This is a genomic window from Pseudomonas sp. CBS (genome assembly GCF_024734645.1).
GTDB lineage: Bacteria > Pseudomonadota > Gammaproteobacteria > Pseudomonadales > Pseudomonadaceae > Aquipseudomonas.
In genome coordinates, this window is the sequence record NZ_CP102929.1 from 3,747,171 (window position 1) to 3,765,218 (window position 18,048).

General features: G+C 60.6%; 17 protein-coding genes. 11 read left to right on the top strand and 6 right to left on the bottom strand.

All coding sequences use genetic code 11. The features are described 5' to 3' along the window. Positions 1–19: 19 nt before the first annotated feature. Positions 20–2,380 carry a glucose/quinate/shikimate family membrane-bound PQQ-dependent dehydrogenase gene (locus tag NVB75_RS17175; RefSeq protein ID WP_258342472.1) on the bottom strand — a complete coding sequence of 787 codons (2,361 nt, stop codon included), beginning with the start codon at positions 2,378–2,380 and terminating at the stop codon, positions 20–22. 193 nt (positions 2,381–2,573) lie between these two features. Between NVB75_RS17175 and NVB75_RS17180 the strand changes: the two genes are divergently transcribed. The 10 genes from NVB75_RS17180 (at position 2,574) to pqqE (ending at position 12,489) form a co-directional block, all read left to right on the top strand. Continuing rightward, complete coding sequence (locus NVB75_RS17180) at positions 2,574–3,485, top strand: sugar ABC transporter substrate-binding protein (protein ID WP_258342473.1); 912 nt, start codon at positions 2,574–2,576, stop codon at positions 3,483–3,485. 56 nt (positions 3,486–3,541) lie between these two features. After that, positions 3,542–4,024 (top strand): Lrp/AsnC family transcriptional regulator, encoded by a 483-nt coding sequence (locus NVB75_RS17185; RefSeq protein ID WP_063026735.1) that lies wholly within the window; start codon positions 3,542–3,544, stop codon positions 4,022–4,024. A 167-nt stretch (positions 4,025–4,191) separates the two neighbouring features. Then, positions 4,192–5,874, top strand: coding sequence for an NAD(P)/FAD-dependent oxidoreductase (locus NVB75_RS17190; protein ID WP_087694768.1), 1,683 nt, complete (start codon positions 4,192–4,194; stop codon positions 5,872–5,874). 10 nt (positions 5,875–5,884) lie between these two features. After that, the gene (locus NVB75_RS17195) at positions 5,885–6,679 is read left to right on the top strand and encodes a carbon-nitrogen hydrolase family protein (RefSeq protein WP_258342476.1); all 795 of its coding nucleotides are present in this window, start codon (positions 5,885–5,887) and stop codon (positions 6,677–6,679) included. A 50-nt stretch (positions 6,680–6,729) separates the two neighbouring features. Then, entirely contained in the window at positions 6,730–9,102 is a 2,373-nt protein-coding gene (gene pqqF, locus NVB75_RS17200) for a pyrroloquinoline quinone biosynthesis protein PqqF (protein WP_258342478.1), read from the top strand. A 155-nt stretch (positions 9,103–9,257) separates the two neighbouring features. Then, positions 9,258–9,332, top strand: a complete 75-nt coding sequence (pqqA, locus tag NVB75_RS17205; RefSeq protein WP_003194766.1) for a pyrroloquinoline quinone precursor peptide PqqA — start codon at positions 9,258–9,260, stop codon at positions 9,330–9,332. Positions 9,333–9,409: 77 nt separating this feature from the next. Next, complete coding sequence (pqqB, locus tag NVB75_RS17210; protein WP_258342479.1) at positions 9,410–10,321, top strand: pyrroloquinoline quinone biosynthesis protein PqqB; 912 nt, start codon at positions 9,410–9,412, stop codon at positions 10,319–10,321. A gap of 11 nt (positions 10,322–10,332) precedes the next feature. Further along, positions 10,333–11,085 (top strand): pyrroloquinoline-quinone synthase PqqC, encoded by a 753-nt coding sequence (pqqC, locus tag NVB75_RS17215; RefSeq protein WP_093204382.1) that lies wholly within the window; start codon positions 10,333–10,335, stop codon positions 11,083–11,085. Then, positions 11,082–11,357 (top strand): pyrroloquinoline quinone biosynthesis peptide chaperone PqqD, encoded by a 276-nt coding sequence (gene pqqD / locus NVB75_RS17220; RefSeq protein WP_003211043.1) that lies wholly within the window; start codon positions 11,082–11,084, stop codon positions 11,355–11,357. Before pqqC ends, pqqD begins: the two co-directional genes overlap by 4 nt. Beyond that, the gene (pqqE, locus tag NVB75_RS17225) at positions 11,350–12,489 is read left to right on the top strand and encodes a pyrroloquinoline quinone biosynthesis protein PqqE (RefSeq protein WP_008434380.1); all 1,140 of its coding nucleotides are present in this window, start codon (positions 11,350–11,352) and stop codon (positions 12,487–12,489) included. Before pqqD ends, pqqE begins: the two co-directional genes overlap by 8 nt. Before the next feature lie 6 nt (positions 12,490–12,495). On the opposite strand, the gene NVB75_RS17230 is transcribed toward pqqE, so the two are convergent. From NVB75_RS17230 to NVB75_RS17245, 4 genes are all read right to left on the bottom strand, one after another. Then, on the bottom strand, positions 12,496–12,654 hold the full coding sequence (locus NVB75_RS17230; protein ID WP_003211049.1) for a YqaE/Pmp3 family membrane protein: 159 nt from the start codon (positions 12,652–12,654) through the stop codon (positions 12,496–12,498). A 96-nt stretch (positions 12,655–12,750) separates the two neighbouring features. Next, positions 12,751–13,071 carry a DNA-binding transcriptional regulator gene (locus NVB75_RS17235; RefSeq protein ID WP_063026725.1) on the bottom strand — a complete coding sequence of 107 codons (321 nt, stop codon included), beginning with the start codon at positions 13,069–13,071 and terminating at the stop codon, positions 12,751–12,753. Continuing rightward, positions 13,055–13,420: a type II toxin-antitoxin system RelE/ParE family toxin gene (locus tag NVB75_RS17240; protein WP_258342482.1), complete on the bottom strand. Its 366-nt coding sequence runs from the start codon at positions 13,418–13,420 to the stop codon at positions 13,055–13,057. The genes NVB75_RS17235 and NVB75_RS17240 overlap by 17 nt, the downstream gene beginning before the upstream one ends. Positions 13,421–13,653: 233 nt before the next feature. Continuing rightward, on the bottom strand, positions 13,654–14,934 hold the full coding sequence (locus tag NVB75_RS17245; protein ID WP_258342483.1) for an aspartate aminotransferase family protein: 1,281 nt from the start codon (positions 14,932–14,934) through the stop codon (positions 13,654–13,656). 209 nt (positions 14,935–15,143) lie between these two features. On the opposite strand from NVB75_RS17245, the gene NVB75_RS17250 reads away from it, so the two are divergent. Then, positions 15,144–16,034 (top strand): LysR family transcriptional regulator, encoded by an 891-nt coding sequence (locus NVB75_RS17250; RefSeq protein WP_258342484.1) that lies wholly within the window; start codon positions 15,144–15,146, stop codon positions 16,032–16,034. A gap of 228 nt (positions 16,035–16,262) precedes the next feature. Here NVB75_RS17250 and NVB75_RS17255 read toward each other — a convergent pair whose 3' ends face one another. Next, positions 16,263–18,041: an acyl-CoA dehydrogenase C-terminal domain-containing protein gene (locus NVB75_RS17255; protein ID WP_258342486.1), complete on the bottom strand. Its 1,779-nt coding sequence runs from the start codon at positions 18,039–18,041 to the stop codon at positions 16,263–16,265. Between the last annotated feature and the right edge of the window lie 7 nt (positions 18,042–18,048).

Sequence of the window (18,048 nt, forward strand, 5' to 3'; positions counted from 1 at the left end):
CGTGCGGCTTTTTCAGGCCCTACTTCTTGGGCAACGCGTAGGCAATTACATAGTCCCCACGGTCCGGCGACTGTCGCGCGCCGCCGGCGGTTAGCACGATGTACTGCGTGCCAGTCTTGGGCGACACATAGGTCATCGGCCCCGATTGGCTACCCACAGGCAGGCGGGATTTCCAGATCTCATTGCCGTTGCCGGTATCGAAGGCGCGCAGGTAGAAGTCCTGGGTGCCGGCGAAGAACAACAAACCAGACTGGGTCGCCAGCGATGCGCCAAGGGTCGGCATGCCAATCGGAATCGGCATGTGCATGCGGATACCCAGCGGCCCGGTGTCTTCAACCGTGCCCACCGGCACTTGCCACATCAGCTTGTGGGTTTTCAGATCGATGGCCGACATAGTGCCAAACGGCGGTTTCTGACACGGAATGCCCGCCGCCGAGAGGAAGCGCTCGCGCATCGCACCGAACGGCGTACCGTCTTGCGGCACCACGCCCATTTCGATGCCACTGGCACCGGCGGCGATCTTGTCGCGCGGAATCATGTAGTTGGCCAAACCCAGGCGCATGTCGTTGACGAACATGTAGTGGGTGTTCGGGTCCACCGACACGCTGCCCCAGTTCATACCCCCAAGCGAACCCGGGAATTGCAGCGCCCGGTCCAGGCCTGGCGGCGTATAGACGCCCTGGTGACGCATGCCCTTGAACTGGATGCGGCACATCAGTTGGTCAAACGGCGTGGCGCCCCACATGTCGGATTCGGTCAGCTGCTGATTGCCGATGGAAGGCATGTCCACCGAGAACGGCTGAGTCGGCGAATAACGCTCGCCGGGCACGTTGCCCTGGGGCACCGGGCGCTCTTCAACCCGGGCGATGGGCACGCCGGTTTCGCGGTTGAGCAGGAAGATCTCGCCTTGCTTGGTGACTTGAGCCAGTGCTGGCTGTACGCCGCCGTTGCCGTCCGGAATGTCGTAGAGCAGCGGTTGCGCCGGCAGGTCAAAGTCCCAGAGGTCGTGGTGAGTGGTCTGGAAGTGCCAGCGCACCTGGCCGGTCTTCACGTCGAGGGCGACGATGGAGGAACTCCACTTGTCGTCATAGGCGGTGCGTTCACCGGCGAAGAAATCCGGGGTGGCGTTACCGGTAGGCAGGTAGACCAGGCCGAGCTTGGCGTCGTAGGACATGGCCGACCACACGTTCGGCGTGCCACGGGTGTAGGTCTCGCCCGCAGGCGGGCGTTTGGTGGTGTTCGGGTTACCCGGGTCCCAGGCCCACACCAGTTCGCCGCTGTGCACGTCGAAGGCGCGCACCACGCCTGGCGGTTCGCCGGTGGAGAAGTTATCCGCCACGCGTCCGCCAACGATCACCACATTGCCCGCCACCAGTGGCGTCGAGGTTTGCTGGTAATAACCGGGCTTCACTTCGCCCATGTCGGTCTTCAGGTCGACGGTGCCGTGGTCGCCGAAGTCGTCGCAGGGCGCGCCGGTTTCAGCATTGAGCGCAATCAGTCGGGCATCGCCGGTCGGCAGAAACAGACGTTTCACACAGGCTTTGGCGCTGGCAGGTTGCTCGCTGGCGCTGCTGTCGAAATACCCCAGGCCACGGCAGCGCTGCCAGTTGGGGCCGCTGCCCTGGGGGTCGAATTTCCAGCGTTGGGCACCGGTGTCGGCGTCCAGGGAGAAGACTTTGCCGTAGGCGGTGCACACGTAAACGCTGTCACCGATCTGCAGCGGGGTGTTCTGGTCTTCGGCGCCGGCGCCATTGCTCTCGGGGATGTCGCCGGTGTGGAAGGTCCACGCCACCTGCAACTTGTCGATGTTGCCTTTGTTGATCTGGTCCAGCGCGGCAAAACGATTGCCGGCGGTGGTGTTGCCCCAGTGAGCCCAGTCTTTTTGCTCGGTGCCCGGCGTTACCGGCGTCACCGCCGGCTCGCTGCTGGCCTTGACCACGTGGGTCGGCACAAACATGTACGCCAGGGTGGCGACCACGCCCAGGCCCAGCAGCCCCGCAACGCCATAGGCGCCGCGCCCGGGTGTCGATCCCGAGGCGCGGGCGAGCTGTGGATAAATCAGCGCGACCACCAGGCCGATGACGGCAAAGGTCAATACTCGTGAAACAAGCGGCCAGTATTCCAGCCCGGTGTCCCACACCGCCCAGACCGCGGTCAGCACCAACGCCACGGCGTACAGCCAGGCGCCCTGAGGCCTGCGCTTGGCGATCAGTACGCCGGAGACCAGCATCGCCAGGCCCATCAGCAGGAAATACCAACTGCCGCCCAGCGCTACGAGGTAACCGCCACCGCCTGCCAAACCCAGGCCGATCAAGGCGATCACCAGGCCCAGCCCAACCAGCAACACTCTGCTGCCGGTGGCAGCCCCAAAGTTATTCATCGCGCAAACGTCCTTCCTGTATACCCAACTGGAAATAATGTACCAAACAGTTACTTTTAACAATCTGGCACAAATTAATGTGTTCGATCATCGGCGAAAATAAATTCCGAGGTTTACTTGAAGTGGAATTTTATTTCCAATAGTGTCCACTTCAGAATCTTTGTCGCACCAGAACAATAAAAAGGAACCTCCCATGAAGCGCCTGCTTGGCTGTGCCTGTGCCCTGCTGTTGTCCACCGCCGCCCACGCTGAACTGCGCATCGGGGTATCCGTCGGACAATTCGATAACTACGTTTCCTACCTGGTGCAGGCCATGCAGGACCGCGCCAAGGCCTCGCCTGATGGAGTCAAGTTGCAGGTGGAAGAGTCCGCCAGCGACGTGGTCCGCCAGTTGAACCAGGTGGAAAGCTTCATCAGCCAGAAAGTCGACGCGATCATCGTCAACCCGGCCGACACCGCGGCTACCCGCAAGATCACCGAGAAAGCCAACGCCGCCGGTATCCCGTTGGTGTACATGAACAGCCGTCCCGAGGTCGAAACCTTCCCGCCGGGCGTGGTCTTCGTCGGCACCGACGAGCGCGCCATCGGCCGGATGCAGATGGAATACCTGGCCGAGAAGATGGGCGGCAAAGGTAACCTGGCGATCATCCTCGGCCGTCTCGCCCACAGTGATACCGGCAATCGCACCAATGGGGTCAAGGATGTGCTGGCCAAGTACCCCGGGATCAAAGTCGTCGAAGAACAGTCCGGCGACTGGCAGCGGGAAAAAGGCATGGACCTGATGAATGATTGGCTGACCAAGGGCCAGACCATCAACGCCGTGGCTTCCAACAATGACGAGATGGGCATCGGCGCCGCCATGGCCCTGCGCCAGACCGGTCGCCAGGACATACTGGTGGGCGGCATCGACGGTACGCCGGATGGCTTGCAGGCGCTGAAAAAGGGCCAACTGGCAGTGACCGTTTTCCGCGACCCGGTGGCCATCGGCGCTGGCTCGGTGGACGCCGCGCTGATGCTGATCAAGCATGCCGCCCTGCAAGGCGATGTATGGATTCCTACGCAACTGGTCACCCCGGAAAACTACCAGCAGTTCCTGCGCAACTGAGCCAAACGCCGCCGCGAGCATCAAGGGGACCGAGCCTGTAACATGCTCGCCCATTGATGCCCGCGCCGGAGAACACCTTGCCCGCCTCTCACCCTCCCGTCCTCGATGAAATCGATCGCCAGTTGATCGCCGCGTTGCAGATCAACGCCCGCGAAAGCGTGGCCATGCTCGCCCGGCAGTTGGGCATCGCCCGCACCACCGTCACCTCGCGCCTGGCGCGCCTGGAAAAAACCCAAGTGATTACCGGCTACGGCGTGCGTCTGAGCCAGCGCGTGGTAAATGGCGGCTTGCAGGCCTATGTGGGGATTACCGTGCAACCGCGTTCCGGCAAGGAAGTGCTGCGCCGGATCAGCGCCATGGCGCAGGTTCAGCAACTGTGTGCGGTCAGCGGTGAGTTCGATTACGTGGCCTGGCTGCGTACCGATTCGCCGGAACAGCTGGATCAACTGCTGGACCAGATCGGCAGCGTCGACGGTGTAGAGAAGACCACCACCTCGATCATCCTCAGTAACAAACTGGATCGTGGCCAACCAATCTGACCACCTTCGTCGTCACTCTGACTAAAAACAATTCATTTCGACGACACATTGCGTCTTATTAACGAACGCTACGCTCCCTAGAATGGCTGCCATCTTTTCCTATACTCAGCGGGTCGCGCCCCGCCGAGTCGCCAGCAAGGTCAGCCATGAGCATTCCTTCCAGCACCATCAGCAAGCCCAACCGCCACCCCGCCACCGGTAAAAAGCCGATCACTATCTTTGGCCCGGACTTCCCATTCGCCTTTGATGACTGGATCGAGCACCCGGCGGGCCTTGGCAGCATTCCGGCGGCCAACCACGGCGCCGAAGTGGCGATCGTCGGCGCCGGGATTGCCGGGCTGGTGGCCGCCTATGAGCTGATGAAGCTCGGCCTGAAACCCGTGGTGTATGAAGCCTCGAAAATGGGCGGCCGCCTGCGCTCTCAGGCGTTTGAAGGCGCCGAAGGCATCATCGCGGAACTGGGCGGCATGCGCTTCCCGGTGTCCTCCACTGCGTTCTACCACTATGTGGACAAGCTCGGGCTTGAGACCAAACCCTTCCCCAACCCACTGACTCCAGCCTCCGGCAGCACGGTCATCGACCTCGAAGGCCAGACGCATTACGCACAGAAGCTCGCCGACCTTCCTGCACTGTTCCAGGAAGTGGCTGACGCCTGGGCCGACGCCCTGGAAGCCGGCTCGCAGTTCGCCGATATCCAGCAAGCGATACGTGACCGTGACGTACCGCGTCTGAAAGAGTTGTGGAATACGCTGGTTCCGTTGTGGGACGACCGCACCTTCTACGACTTCGTCGCCACTTCCAAAGCGTTCGCCAAGTTGTCCTTCCATCACCGTGAAGTGTTCGGCCAGGTTGGCTTTGGCACCGGTGGCTGGGACTCGGACTTCCCCAACTCGATGCTGGAAATCTTCCGCGTGGTGATGACCAACTGCGACGATCACCAGCACCTGGTAGTCGGCGGCGTTGCCCAAGTGCCCATGGGTATCTGGCGCCATGTGCCGGAGCGTTGCGCCCACTGGCCGGAAGGCACCAGCCTCAGTTCGCTGCACAACGGCGCGCCACGGGCCGGGGTCAAGCGCATTGCCCACGCGCCGGACGGCCGTTTCGCGGTCACCGACAACTATGGCGACACCCGCGAATACGCCGCCGTGCTGACCACCTGCCAAAGCTGGCTGCTGACCACCCAGATCGAGTGCGACGAAACCCTGTTCTCGCAAAAGATGTGGATGGCCCTCGACCGCACCCGCTATATGCAGTCGTCGAAAACCTTCGTGATGGTCGATCGGCCATTCTGGAAGGACAAGGATCCGGAAACCGGCCGTGACTTGATGAGCATGACGCTAACGGATCGCCTGACCCGTGGCACCTACCTGTTCGACAACGGCGACGATAAGCCAGGGGTGATTTGCCTGTCCTATTCCTGGATGAGCGACGCCCTGAAAATGCTCCCGCAGCCCATCGAGAAGCGCGTGAAACTGGCCCTCGACGCGTTGAAAAAGATCTACCCGAAAGTCGACATCGCCGCGCGGATCATCGGCGATCCGATCACCGTATCGTGGGAAGCCGACCCGCATTTCCTCGGGGCTTTCAAGGGTGCACTGCCGGGCCACTATCGCTACAACCAACGGATGTACGCGCACTTCATGCAGAAAGACATGCCGGCGGAGCAACGCGGTATTTTCATCGCCGGTGACGACGTATCGTGGACACCGGCGTGGGTTGAAGGCGCCGTGCAAACCTCGCTGAATGCGGTGTGGGGCATCATGACTCACTTCGGTGGCAGCACTCACCCGCAGAACCCGGGCCCGGGCGATGTGTTCGACGAGATCGGGCCCATCGCTCTGCCCGAATAAGGAGTTGCCCATGCGTGTCGCCCTGTATCAATGCCCGCCTTTGCCGCTGGACGTGGCCGGCAATCTCAAGCGCCTGCATCAGTTGGCGCAAGAGGCCACCGACGCGGACCTGCTGGTACTGCCGGAGATGTTTCTCACCGGCTATAACATCGGCGTGGAAGCGGTCGGCGCCTTGGCTGAAACCCAGGACGGTCCCGCTGCCCAGTCCATCGCCGCGCTGGCGAAAAACTCGGGCGTGGCGATCCTCTATGGCTATCCGGAACGCGGTGCAGACGGGCAGATCTACAACGCCGTGCAGTTGATCGACGCCAACGGCCAACGCCTGTGCAACTACCGAAAGACGCACCTGTTTGGCGATCTCGACAACTCGATGTTCAGCGCCGGCGACGATAATTTCCCGCTGGTGGAATTGAACGGGTGGAAGCTGGGTTTCCTGATTTGCTATGACCTGGAGTTCCCGGAGAACACCCGTCGCCTGGCGCTGGCCGGGGCGGAGTTGATCCTGGTACCGACGGCCAATATGGTGCCCTTCGATTTCGTCGCCGATGTGACGGTGCGGGCGCGGGCGTTTGAAAACCAGTGTTATGTGGCCTACGCCAATTACTGCGGACAGGAAGGCGAGATCCAGTATTGCGGGCAAAGCAGCATCGCCGCACCGGATGGCCAGCGGATAGCCCAGGCGGGGCTCGATGAGGCGTTGATTGTCGGCACTCTGGATCGGCAGTTGATGGTCGACTCACGCGCGGCCAATCGCTACCTGCTGGACCGGCGTCCCGAGCTTTATGGTGCTTTGCACAAGCACTGATCCGGCAGGTTTGCGCTAGCATAGGCACTTCCTACGTTTCGGAAGTGCCCATGCCTGCGCCGGCCCACACTCATCACCTTCAATTGACCCTGGCCAACGGCCTGCGGGTTTCCTTGCGTCATGCGCCGCGTTTGAAGCGCTGCGCGGCGGCCTTGCGCGTTGCGGCGGGCAGTCACGATGTGCCCTTGGCCTGGCCGGGACTGGCGCATTTTCTTGAGCATTTGCTGTTCCTGGGCACCGTGCGTTTTCCTGCAAATGAAGGGCTGATGGCCTACGTGCAGCGTCAGGGCGGGCAGGTCAATGCCAGCACTCGCGAACGCACTACCGACTTTTTCTTTGAGGTGCCTGTTTCGGCATTTGAAGCAGCGTTGGAGCGCTTGGGGGATATGCTCGGCCATCCGCGCCTGGCCATCGAAGACCAGTTGCGCGAGCGTGAAGTGCTACACGCGGAATTTATCGCCTGGTCGCAAGATGCCACGGCGCAACATCAACAAGCGTTGCTGGAAGGTGTTGCGGCGGATCATCCGTTGCGGGCATTTCATGCGGGCAATCGGGATAGCTTGCCGGTAGAGCGTGAGGATTTTCAGCAGGCGTTGCGGGACTTTTATGAAGGCTTCTATCAGACCGGGCAGATGACCTTGAGCCTTGCGGGCCCTCAGTCGCTGGCGGAGTTAGAGGCATTGGCGCAACAGTTTGGCGCTGCACTGAAGACTGCACCGCTGCTGCCACAGAAGCCTGCGCCCGCGTTGCTGGCCGGCAATCAACGTAGTTATCAACACACCGATGAGCATCACTGGCATCAGGTCGTGGTGAGCGAGGCATCCGCTGACGCGTTGGACTTCCTCTGTCTGTGGCTGAACGCTTCGGCGTCGAGCGGATTGCTCGCCGAATTGCAGTCGCGGCAGTGGGTCAGTGCCATCGACGCAACAGTGCTGTATCAGTTCGCCGGCCAGGCTGTATTGGATATCAAGTTCACTCTGGACACTCATGGTGCCCCGCAGACGACGCTGATCGAAGAACTGCTGCACGACTGGCTGAGCTTTTTCGCCCACAGTGACTGGACCCTGCTGCGGGAAGAGTACGCGCTGCTGCTCGCTCGCAAACTACAGGTCAGCGGTGCCCTGGCCTTGGTCCGACAGAATCACGAACCCGCCCTCTCAGAACATGGCGCCGCGTCCCTTAAAGTCCTGTTGGACTCGCTGCAATTGCCGCCGTCCCGGCACGCCTGGCAACTGCCGCCCCCCAATCCGTTCCTGCGCCCGACCGTCAAAGAAGAGCGCCCGGGACTGATTCGCGGCCAGACCAGCGCCCATCGCGGTTTGCGCACGTTCGCCCAGGATCGCTCCCGTGGCCGAAAGGATCTCTCGGCGTTGACCTTCAGCCAGGCGCTACCAGGCGACACAGATAAAGGCGCGCTTTACCTGCGCTGGCATCTGGATTCGCCGCTGCATGAAGAGCTTTTCCCACGGTTGCGTGAGAACGCCAGCCAGGCCGGCGTCCAGCTGTCTTTCGAGACAATTGGCGGTTACTGGCAGTTGAAGATGGTCGGGCTGCACGAACCCATGCCCGCGATATTGGAGGAAGTGGCACGCGGTCTGACCCAGCTGGATGAAACGACCGTGACGCACCCCGCCGCTGCACAGACTATGGCGATCCGGCAGTTGCTCAAGGCATTGCCCGGCTATTGCGCTGGCATCCCATCTGCAGAACAGACGGCCGGCCAAGATCGGTGGTCGACCGCCCGCTGGCAAGGGCTTGCCGTCGGACTGCCAGCCGCCTGCGAGGTGGCGATAAAAAGCGCAGCAGGGAAACTGCCGGGGCAACCGGAAGCGGCTATCAGCAAGCTTCCATCAATCAGCGGCCAGCAGGTGTGGCATGAAGTGAGCACCGATTCCAGCGACAGCGCGCTGCTGCTCTTCTGTCCTACACCGACCCAGTCCCTGGCCGACGAGGCATGCTGGCGTTTACTCGCGCATCTGGTGCAAGCACCGTTCTACCAACGCCTGCGGGTCGAACTGCAACTGGGCTACGCGGTATTCAGCGGGATCCGACAATTCAACGGACAAACCGGCCTGCTGTTCGGAGTGCAATCCCCGAACGCTTCCGTCGCGCAAATCCTCGATCACCTGCACGCGCTCCTGAAACAGTTGCCCACGCTGATCAACGCCAGCGAACTGCCAAACGATCTGGCCCGGCAATTTTCCCTCGACGCCCTACCCACCGCCCAAGCCGCCGAACTGCTCTGGCACGCGCACTTGGCAGGTCACCCGTCGGATTACATCCAGCAGCTGCAAGATTTCATCCAGACCCGCACCCGCCAGGATTTAATGCACGCGGCACAGCGTCTCAATATTGCTGCAGGCGGCTGGCGCTGCGTGGCTAACAGCGAGTGCCTGCCGGCTCCCTGGCAGTTATCTGGCTGATCATTGCCGCTTCGGTAAAAGGCTTTTTCCCACAGGACAGCGCTATCTTCACAAGAAGTACGTAACATTCACATGCACACCTCTGAACATCTCCGCTTGGAGGTGGACTATATGTATTGGTAGTAAATGTCCCATCCATCCGTAGGAGTAAGAACATGACCTGGTCCAAACCTGCTTACACTGATCTGCGTATCGGCTTTGAAGTCACCATGTACTTTGCCAGCCGCTGATTGGCTTTGTATCGCAATGCAACGCCTCGGCCCGTCCGGGGCGTTTTTATTTTTGAGTTATGTGTAGTGGAGCGGCCATGTTTGTCCAGATTCTAGGTTCCGCCGCGGGCGGTGGTTTCCCGCAATGGAACTGCAACTGCGTGAACTGCGCAGGTTTTCGCGACGGTAGCCTGCGGGCCAAGGCGCGTACCCAGTCGTCCATCGCGATTTCCGATGACGGCGTGAACTGGGTGCTGTGCAACGCTTCGCCAGACATCCGCGCCCAGCTTCAAGGGTTCGCCCCGATGCAACCCGGTCGCGCCCTGCGGGACACCGGCATCAGCGCGATCATCCTGATGGACAGCCAGATCGACCACACCACCGGCCTGCTCAGCCTGCGCGAAGGCTGCCCGCACCAGGTGTGGTGCACCGACATGGTCCATGAGGACCTGAGCACCGGCTTCCCGCTGTTCACCATGCTGACCCACTGGAATGGCGGCCTGGCCTGGAACCGCATCGAGCTGGACGCCAGCTTCACCATTCCGGCCTGCCCTAACCTGCGCTTTACGCCATTGCCCCTGCGCAGCGCGGCGCCGCCCTACTCGCCTCACCGATTCGACCCACACCCGGGCGACAACATCGGCCTGATCGTCGAAGACCTGCGCACCGGCGGCAAGCTGTTCTATGCGCCAGGCCTGGGTAAGGTCGACGGGCGGTTGCTGGAGATCATGGCCGGCAGCGATTGCCTGCTGGTGGACGGCACGATGTGGGATGACGACGAAATGCAGCGCCGTGGCGTTGGCACCCGCACCGGTCGCGAGATGGGGCACCTGGCACAAAACGGCCCCGGCGGCATGCTGGAAGTGCTGGAGCAGTTGCCCAAGCAGCGCAAGGTGCTTATCCACATCAACAACACCAACCCGATCCTGGATGAGGACTCGCCCGAGCGAGCCGAGCTGCTACGACGCAATGTGGAAGTGGCGTACGACGGCATGAGCATTGAATTGTAGGAGCGAGCCAAATGACTGACACACCGCTGACCACCGCCGAGTTTGAACAGGCCCTGCGGGCCAAGGGCGCCTTTTACCATATTCATCACCCGTATCACGTGGCGATGTATGAAGGCCGCGCCACCCGCGAGCAGATCCAGGGTTGGGTCGCCAACCGGTTTTATTATCAGGTGAACATTCCCCTCAAGGACGCCGCGATCCTGGCCAACTGCCCGGACCGGGAGGTTCGTCGTGAGTGGATCCAGCGCCTGCTGGATCACGACGGCGCCCCCGGCGAAGACGGCGGCATTGAAGCCTGGCTGCGCCTGGGCCAGGCAGTCGGCCTGGACCCGGATCAACTGCGCTCCCAGGAATTGGTACTGCCCGGCGTACGATTTGCGGTAGACGCCTACGTCAACTTCGCCCGTCGCGCCAGCTGGCAAGAAGCCGCCAGCAGCTCCCTGACCGAATTGTTCGCCCCGCAGATCCACCAGTCGCGCCTCGACAGCTGGCCCCAGCATTACCCGTGGATCGACCCGGCCGGCTACGAGTATTTCCGTACCCGCCTGGGCCAGGCTCGCCGGGATGTGGAGCACGGCTTGGCGATTACCTTGCAGCACTACACCACCCGCGAAGGCCAGGAGCGCATGCTGGAAATTCTCCAGTTCAAACTGGACATTCTCTGGAGCATGCTTGATGCCATGAGCATGGCTTATGAACTGAAACGCCCGCCGTATCACAGCGTGACTGATCAGCGTGTGTGGCATAAGGGGATCACCCTATGAGCTTCGATCGCAGCAAAAAACCGACCTGGCGCCAGGGCTATCGCTTCCAGTACGAACCGGCGCAGAAAGGCCATGTGTTGCTGTACCCGGAAGGCATGATCAAGCTCAATGACAGCGCCGCGCTGATCGGCGGCCTGATCGATGGCGAGCGCGATGTAAGCGCGATCATTGCCGAGCTGGACAAGCAATTCCCTGGCGTGCCCGAGCTCGGTGAAGACATCGAGCAATTCATGGAGGTTGCCCGTGCTCAGCACTGGATCGAACTTGCCTGACCTGCCACCCAAACCGGAGATCGGCCTGCCACTCTGGTTGCTGGCCGAGCTGACCTACCGCTGCCCACTGCAATGCCCGTACTGCTCCAATCCGCTGGATTTCGCCGAGCAGGGCAAGGAGCTGAGCACCGAACAGTGGATCAAGGTATTTCGCGAAGCCCGGGAAATGGGCGCCGCGCAACTGGGTTTTTCCGGTGGTGAACCGTTGGTGCGCCAGGACCTCGCCGAACTGATCGCCGAGGCGCGCAAGTTGGGTTTCTACACCAACCTGATCACCTCCGGCATCGGCCTCACCGAGCAGAAAATCAGCGACTTCAAGAAGGCGGGCCTGGACCATATCCAGATCAGCTTCCAGGCCAGCGACGAGCAAGTGAACAACCTGCTGGCCGGCTCGAAAAAAGCCTTCGCGCAAAAACTCGAAATGGCCCGGGCAGTAAAAGCCCACGGCTACCCGATGGTGCTGAACTTCGTCACCCATCGGCACAATATCGACAAGATCGACCGCATCATTGAGCTGTGCATTGCCCTGGAAGCGGACTTTGTCGAGCTTGCCACCTGCCAGTTCTACGGCTGGGCCCAGCTCAATCGGGTCGGCCTGTTGCCGACCCAGGAACAGCTGGTGCGCGCCGAACGCATCACCAACGAATACCGCGCCAAGCTCGAAGCCGAAGGCCACCCGTGCAAGCTGATATTCGTCACGCCTGATTACTACGAGGAACGCCCGAAAGCCTGCATGAATGGCTGGGGCAGCATCTTTCTGACGGTAACGCCGGACGGTACTGCCCTGCCGTGCCACGGAGCCCGACAGATGCCGGTGCAATTTCCCAACGTGCGCGACCACAGCATGCAACACATCTGGTACGACTCGTTCGGCTTCAACCGCTTTCGCGGCTACGACTGGATGCCCGAGCCGTGCCGTTCATGCGATGAAAAGGAAAAGGACTTCGGCGGCTGCCGCTGCCAGGCGTTCATGCTGACCGGAGATGCCAGCAATGCTGACCCGGTGTGCAGCAAATCTGAGCATCACGGGATGATCCTCCAGGCCCGCGAAGAAGCGGAGCACGCCACCCAGACCATCGAGCAACTGGCCTTTCGCAATGAGCGCAATTCACGGCTGATCGCGAAAGGCTGAGGCCCGTTAACGTTTGGCGATGATATACACCGCGTGCACGATGCCCGGAATGTAACCGCACAAGGTCAACAGGATGTTCAGCCAGAACGCGCCGGCGAAACCCACTTGCAGGAACACACCCAGTGGCGGCAGCAGAATGGCGATGATGATGCGAATGATATCCATGGGTTCAGCTCCAGAAAATCGGCTCGTGTGAGCCGTACAAGCTAATCGACCTTGGCCGTTGGTAAGGGTTCAGTGGGATCTGGCACGGGGCCATCCTCAGGCCAGGATTTCCAAACCATGCTTCTGCACGATGCTCAACAGCTTGAGCGCCATGCCGCTGGGCCGCTTCTCACCAGACTCCCATTGCTTCACCGTGGAGGCGCTGGTGTTCAAGTAACGGGCAAATACAGGTTGGCTGACGTGACTGCGCTCGCGTAGTTGTTTGATTTGCTCGGCCGGGATTTGCGCCGGAATATCCGCAAGGCATGCCTCGTCGAACTCACGAAGGGTGGTTTTGTTAATAGCGCCAATTGCATAAAGCGCTTCGGCGGATTGATGAATCGACTCAAACGCCTCACTTTTATATTTCTTGGTCATGATGTATCTCCACAAACTCCCTGAGATCCAGCATCTGCTGAATCTGTGCTTCGCTGAAACCTTCATAGGTCTTAGCCAGCGACCGAAACCAAACCAGCTCGCTTTGAGTGATATTGCTTTGGTTCTGCTTGGCGTATAGCAATTGATATACCCAGTAATGCCTGCCCTTGGCCAAGACAATTGAACGATGTCGGTTCTGATTCAGACGTTTCTTCCAAACACCACCGCCCAAATTGTCGGCTTGGCCGCCAAGCATCTCGCTGAATGCTTCCCTCAATTGCGAATCACATATCCAAGCCTTGCTGGCTGCGTTGGCAAAATTCCGCGTTTTGAACAGCCTGAGCCTCATAGGCATCCCTTCCCAAAAACATACCACTCAGTGGTATAGATTAGAAATAGGGCATAAAAAACTTCACGCCCTATCGGCAGTCCTTGCCGACGCCCGCTAAAAGGCCATTTTTCCCAATGATGCTCAAGCACCCTTTTCAATCCAAAAATTACGCGGACAAAAAAACGCCCCAGCCAAAAAAATCAGGCTGGAGGCGCCGCGTATACCGCGAGACGGTTCAGGAAATAAGGGAGTTAAACGGCAATGCCCTTGCGGCATTGCAGCTGTGCGGTGTGCACCCGGGAGAACGCTCGCGCCAGGCGCAGGAGCATTTCGTCGACGTTGCTTTTGCTCAATGTGAGCGCCGGAGTGAAGCGCAGGCAGTCGGGTTGCGGCGCGCTCAGGATCAGTCCTTCGCTCAGCGCTGCTTTTACCACCGCATCTGCCGAATCTTCCGACAGGGTCAGTCCCCACAGCAGACCCTGGCCACGCAGTTCGCCCTGGCCATAACGATGAGCCAAGCGGGCAAGCCCTTCGCCCAGATAAGCGCCAACTTCGCAAACGTGCTCCAGAAATACGTGGTTGAGTACGGTATCGAGCACCGCTAAACCAGCGGAAGCCATCAGCGCGTTGCCGTGGTGGGTGCCTTCCAGCTCACCGATTTCAAAACAACACGCCTTGCCCCGCGCAAGCAACGCCGCCAGCGGCACACCTCCACCCAAGCCCTTGCCCAGGCAGACAATGTCGGCGCGTACGCCGTAGTGCTGTTCGGCGAGCAAGGTGCCACAGCGGCCAGTGCCGGTTTGCACTTCGTCGAGGATCAACAGGATGCCCAGCTCGCGGCACAGGCGTTCGACGCCCTTGAGGTAGTGCTCGGTCGCAGGGATGACACCGGCATCGTTCTGGATCGGTTCCAGCATGATTGCCACGGTCTGCGCGTCGACGGCTGCATGTAATGCAGGCAGGTCATTGAACGGTACGTGACTGAAGCCCGGCAATTGCGGCTCAAAACGGTTTTCACTGGCAGCGGCCGATGCCGACATCGCGGCAAAGCTGCGGCCATGGCAACCGTTGCTGGCGGTGATGATGCGATAGGCGCCACCGCGGTGCAGCTGGCCCCATTTACGCGCCAGCTTGATCGCCGCTTCGCAGGCTTCGGCGCCGCTGTTGAGCAGGTAGGCCTGGTCGCTGCCGGTGCGGTGGCACAGGCGATCGGCGAGGTTCAGTTGAGCGCGGTTGTGCAGGCCGTTGCCGGGGTTGATCAGCGATTGGGCCTGATCGGCCAACGCCTGGGTCAGTACCTGCGGGCTATGGCCCAAGCTGTTGGCGCCGCCACCCTGGCTGAAGTCGAGATAGGCGCGGTCTTCGCTGTCCCATAGCCAGGAACCCTGACCGCGTACAAACACCTGAGGCGGACGCGTCACGCTGGGCATCAGGCAGTCGCTGGAAAGGTCGTCTCGCAGTGTCGGAGTTTTCGCATCGAGGATCAGATCATCCAGACTGGGAACCGGGCGACGCAGGTTGAACAGGTTCATGGATAAATCCCGCTGGCAATCGCACCTTGGTCGGTATCACCGACCAGCCCATGGCTGAGGTTTTTTGCCCTGCCTATGCAAACACCGTCAACATAAACACTACTCATCGCACTTTCCGGCCCTGTAAGCCCTGTGAATAGGCGCTAGACTAGGCGTCTCGGGGGCACTCGGCCATTTCGATTTTCCAGCATTTTCGATAAGCGTTACTTATGGATTTCAAGCAACTGCGTTATTTCGTCGCGGTGTATGAAGAAGGCCACGTGGGCCGGGCTGCAGAGCGCCTGTCGATCTCCCAGCCCGCCTTGTCGCAGCAGATTCGTCAGCTCGAACAGAACCTCGATGTGAGCCTGTTCGAACGCAGCAGCAAGCGCCTGCTGCCAACCCTCGCCGCCCACACCTTGTACAACCACGCCCTGCCCTTGCTCGACGGGATGCAGCAAGCCGTGGAAGCCCTGCGCAACTTCAAGGGCCAGGCGTTGCGTACCCTGGCGATCGGCGTGCTGCAAACCGTGCACACCAGCCTGGTGCCGCAGATGCTCGAACGGGTGCGCAAGGCCCAGCCGCACTTGGTGATACAGATCTACGAACTGACCGGTATGGAAATCGAACGCCGGCTGCTCAACGGCTCGCTCGACATCGGCATCAGCTACCTGCCGCCGCGCCAGCCGGGGCTGCACGGTGTGCTGCTGTATGAAGATGAACTCAAGGTGGTCATCCCGTCTGACCACCCGCTGCGGGAATTCAAGAAAGTCTCCTTGAAGCAAGCCGCCGAGCTACCGATGTTGCTGCTGGGGGAAGAGTTTCAGGTACGGCAGATCTGGCAGGGTCAGCTGGCCAACCTGGGCCGTCGTCCGCAAGTGCAGGCAGAGTTGAATACGATGGTGGGGATTCTCGACAGCCTGCCCTACACCAAGCTGGCGACAGTACTGCCTGGACGCTCCCAGGACGAACACAACAGCAAGGCGTTGCTGTGGAAACCCCTGAGCGAACCACGGGTGCCGCTGAAAGTAGGATTGGTGTGCCGGGATGTGCAGCGTCAGCAAGCAACGTTGGAATTGTTGCGCACGCTGCTGGAAGACGTGATGAACGCGCCTGTCTGACTTTTTCGCAGGCAAAAGAAAAAACCCCGCCGAAGCGGGGCTTTGCAGACTGTTTCCCTGACATCCATTTCACTCCGCCTTCCTGGCAGAATCCTACGTGTCCGTGTTGTTGCTTTGCGCTTCCTGCGCGACGTCCATGTGAAGTAGATTATCCGTGGATCCAATGTGGCGATAGAGGACGAATAGCAGCACGTCATGTAAGAGAATGCTTACACGCCCTCCAAGCCCTTAGAACAGTGCTTCATCCAGCAAAAACAGCGATTCGCTACCGGCTTTTACCGAGGCGCTGAGGGACGCGATCCTCGGCAGCAAGCGGGCAAAGTAGAAACGCGCAGTCCCCAGTTTGCTGGCGTAGAAATCTTCCTGAGCCTCTTTGCCCAAGGCCGCCTTGGCCATCAGGGCCCACATGTAGGCATAAGCCATGTAGCCGAACGCGTGCAGGTATTCCACCGACGCCGCACCGATTTCATTCGGGTTGGACTTGGCGCGATCCAGCAGCCAGGCGGTCAGCTCATCCAGATCATCCACCGCCGCGTTCAGGGGCTTGGTGAACTCGGCCAGTTCGGCGCTCGCAGTAGCGGTGAAATGGCGGATCTCGTCGGCGAACAGCTTGTAGAACGCCCCGCCACTGCCGACGATCTTGCGTCCCACCAGGTCCAGGGCCTGAATGCCGTTGGTGCCTTCGTAGATCTGGGTGATGCGTACATCACGCACCAGTTGCTCCTGGCCCCATTCGCGAATGTAGCCGTGGCCGCCGAAAATCTGCTGGCCATGCACGGTGGTTTCCAGGCCCAGGTCAGTCAGGAATGCCTTGGCAACCGGGGTCAACAGGGCAACCAAGTCGTCCGCACGCTTGCGGGTGGTGGCGTCTTCGCTGAACTTGGCGGTGTCCAGCTGCATTGCCACGTAGGTGGAGAATGCGCGGCCACCTTCGTTGGAGGCTTTCATGGTCAGCAGCATGCGCCGCACGTCCGGGTGGACGATGATCGGGTCGGCAACCTTGTCCTTGGCTTTCGGACCGGTTGGCGAACGGCTTTGCAGGCGGTCGCGGGCGTATTCGATAGCGTTCTGATAAGAGCGCTCACCAGAGGCCAGGCCCTGAATACCGACGCCCAGGCGCTCGTAATTCATCATGGTGAACATCGCCGCCAGGCCACGGTTCGGCTCGCCCACTAGGTAACCCACGGCCTCGTCGAAGTTCATCACGCAGGTCGCGGAAGCCTGGATGCCCATCTTGTGTTCGATGGAGCCACAGGTCACCGGGTTGCGCGCGCCCAGGCTGCCGTCGGCATTGACCATGAACTTGGGCACCAGGAACAGCGAGATGCCCTTGGGACCCGCCGGTGCGTCCGGGAGCTTGGCCAGCACCAGGTGGATGATGTTTTCGGTGAGGTCATGCTCGCCACCGGTGATGAAGATCTTGGTACCACTGACCTTGTAGGAACCGTCTGCCTGAGGCTCGGCCTTGGTCCGAATAATCCCCAGGTCGGTGCCCGCATGAGGCTCGGTCAGGCACATGGAACCGGCCCATACGCCCGAGTACATATTCGGCAGGTAGGTGGCTTTGAGTTCTTCACTGGCGTGAGTATTGATCGACACGCAGGCGCCGGACGTCAGCATCGGGTACAGGCCGAAGGCCAGGCCCGAGGAGTTGATCATCTCTTCAACCTGGGCCGACACCGCTTTGGGCATGCCCATGCCGCCGTAGGTCGGATCGCCACCGACACCGACCCAACCGCCTTCGGCGTATGTCTTGTAGGCGTCTTTGAAACCGGCTGGGGTGAAGACCGCGCCATTCTCCCAGCGGCAACCTTCTTCGTCGCCGCCACGGCTGAGCGGGGCGACGGTCTTGGAGGTGACTTTGCCGGCTTCTTCGAGGATTGCCTCAACGGTCTCGGCGTCGACGGTCTCCGCCAGCGCAGGCAGTTGGGCCCAGAGTTTGGCGACCTCGAAAACTTCGTTGAGGACGAAGCGCATATCGCGCAGCGGCGCTTTGTAGTCAGCCATGGCAAAC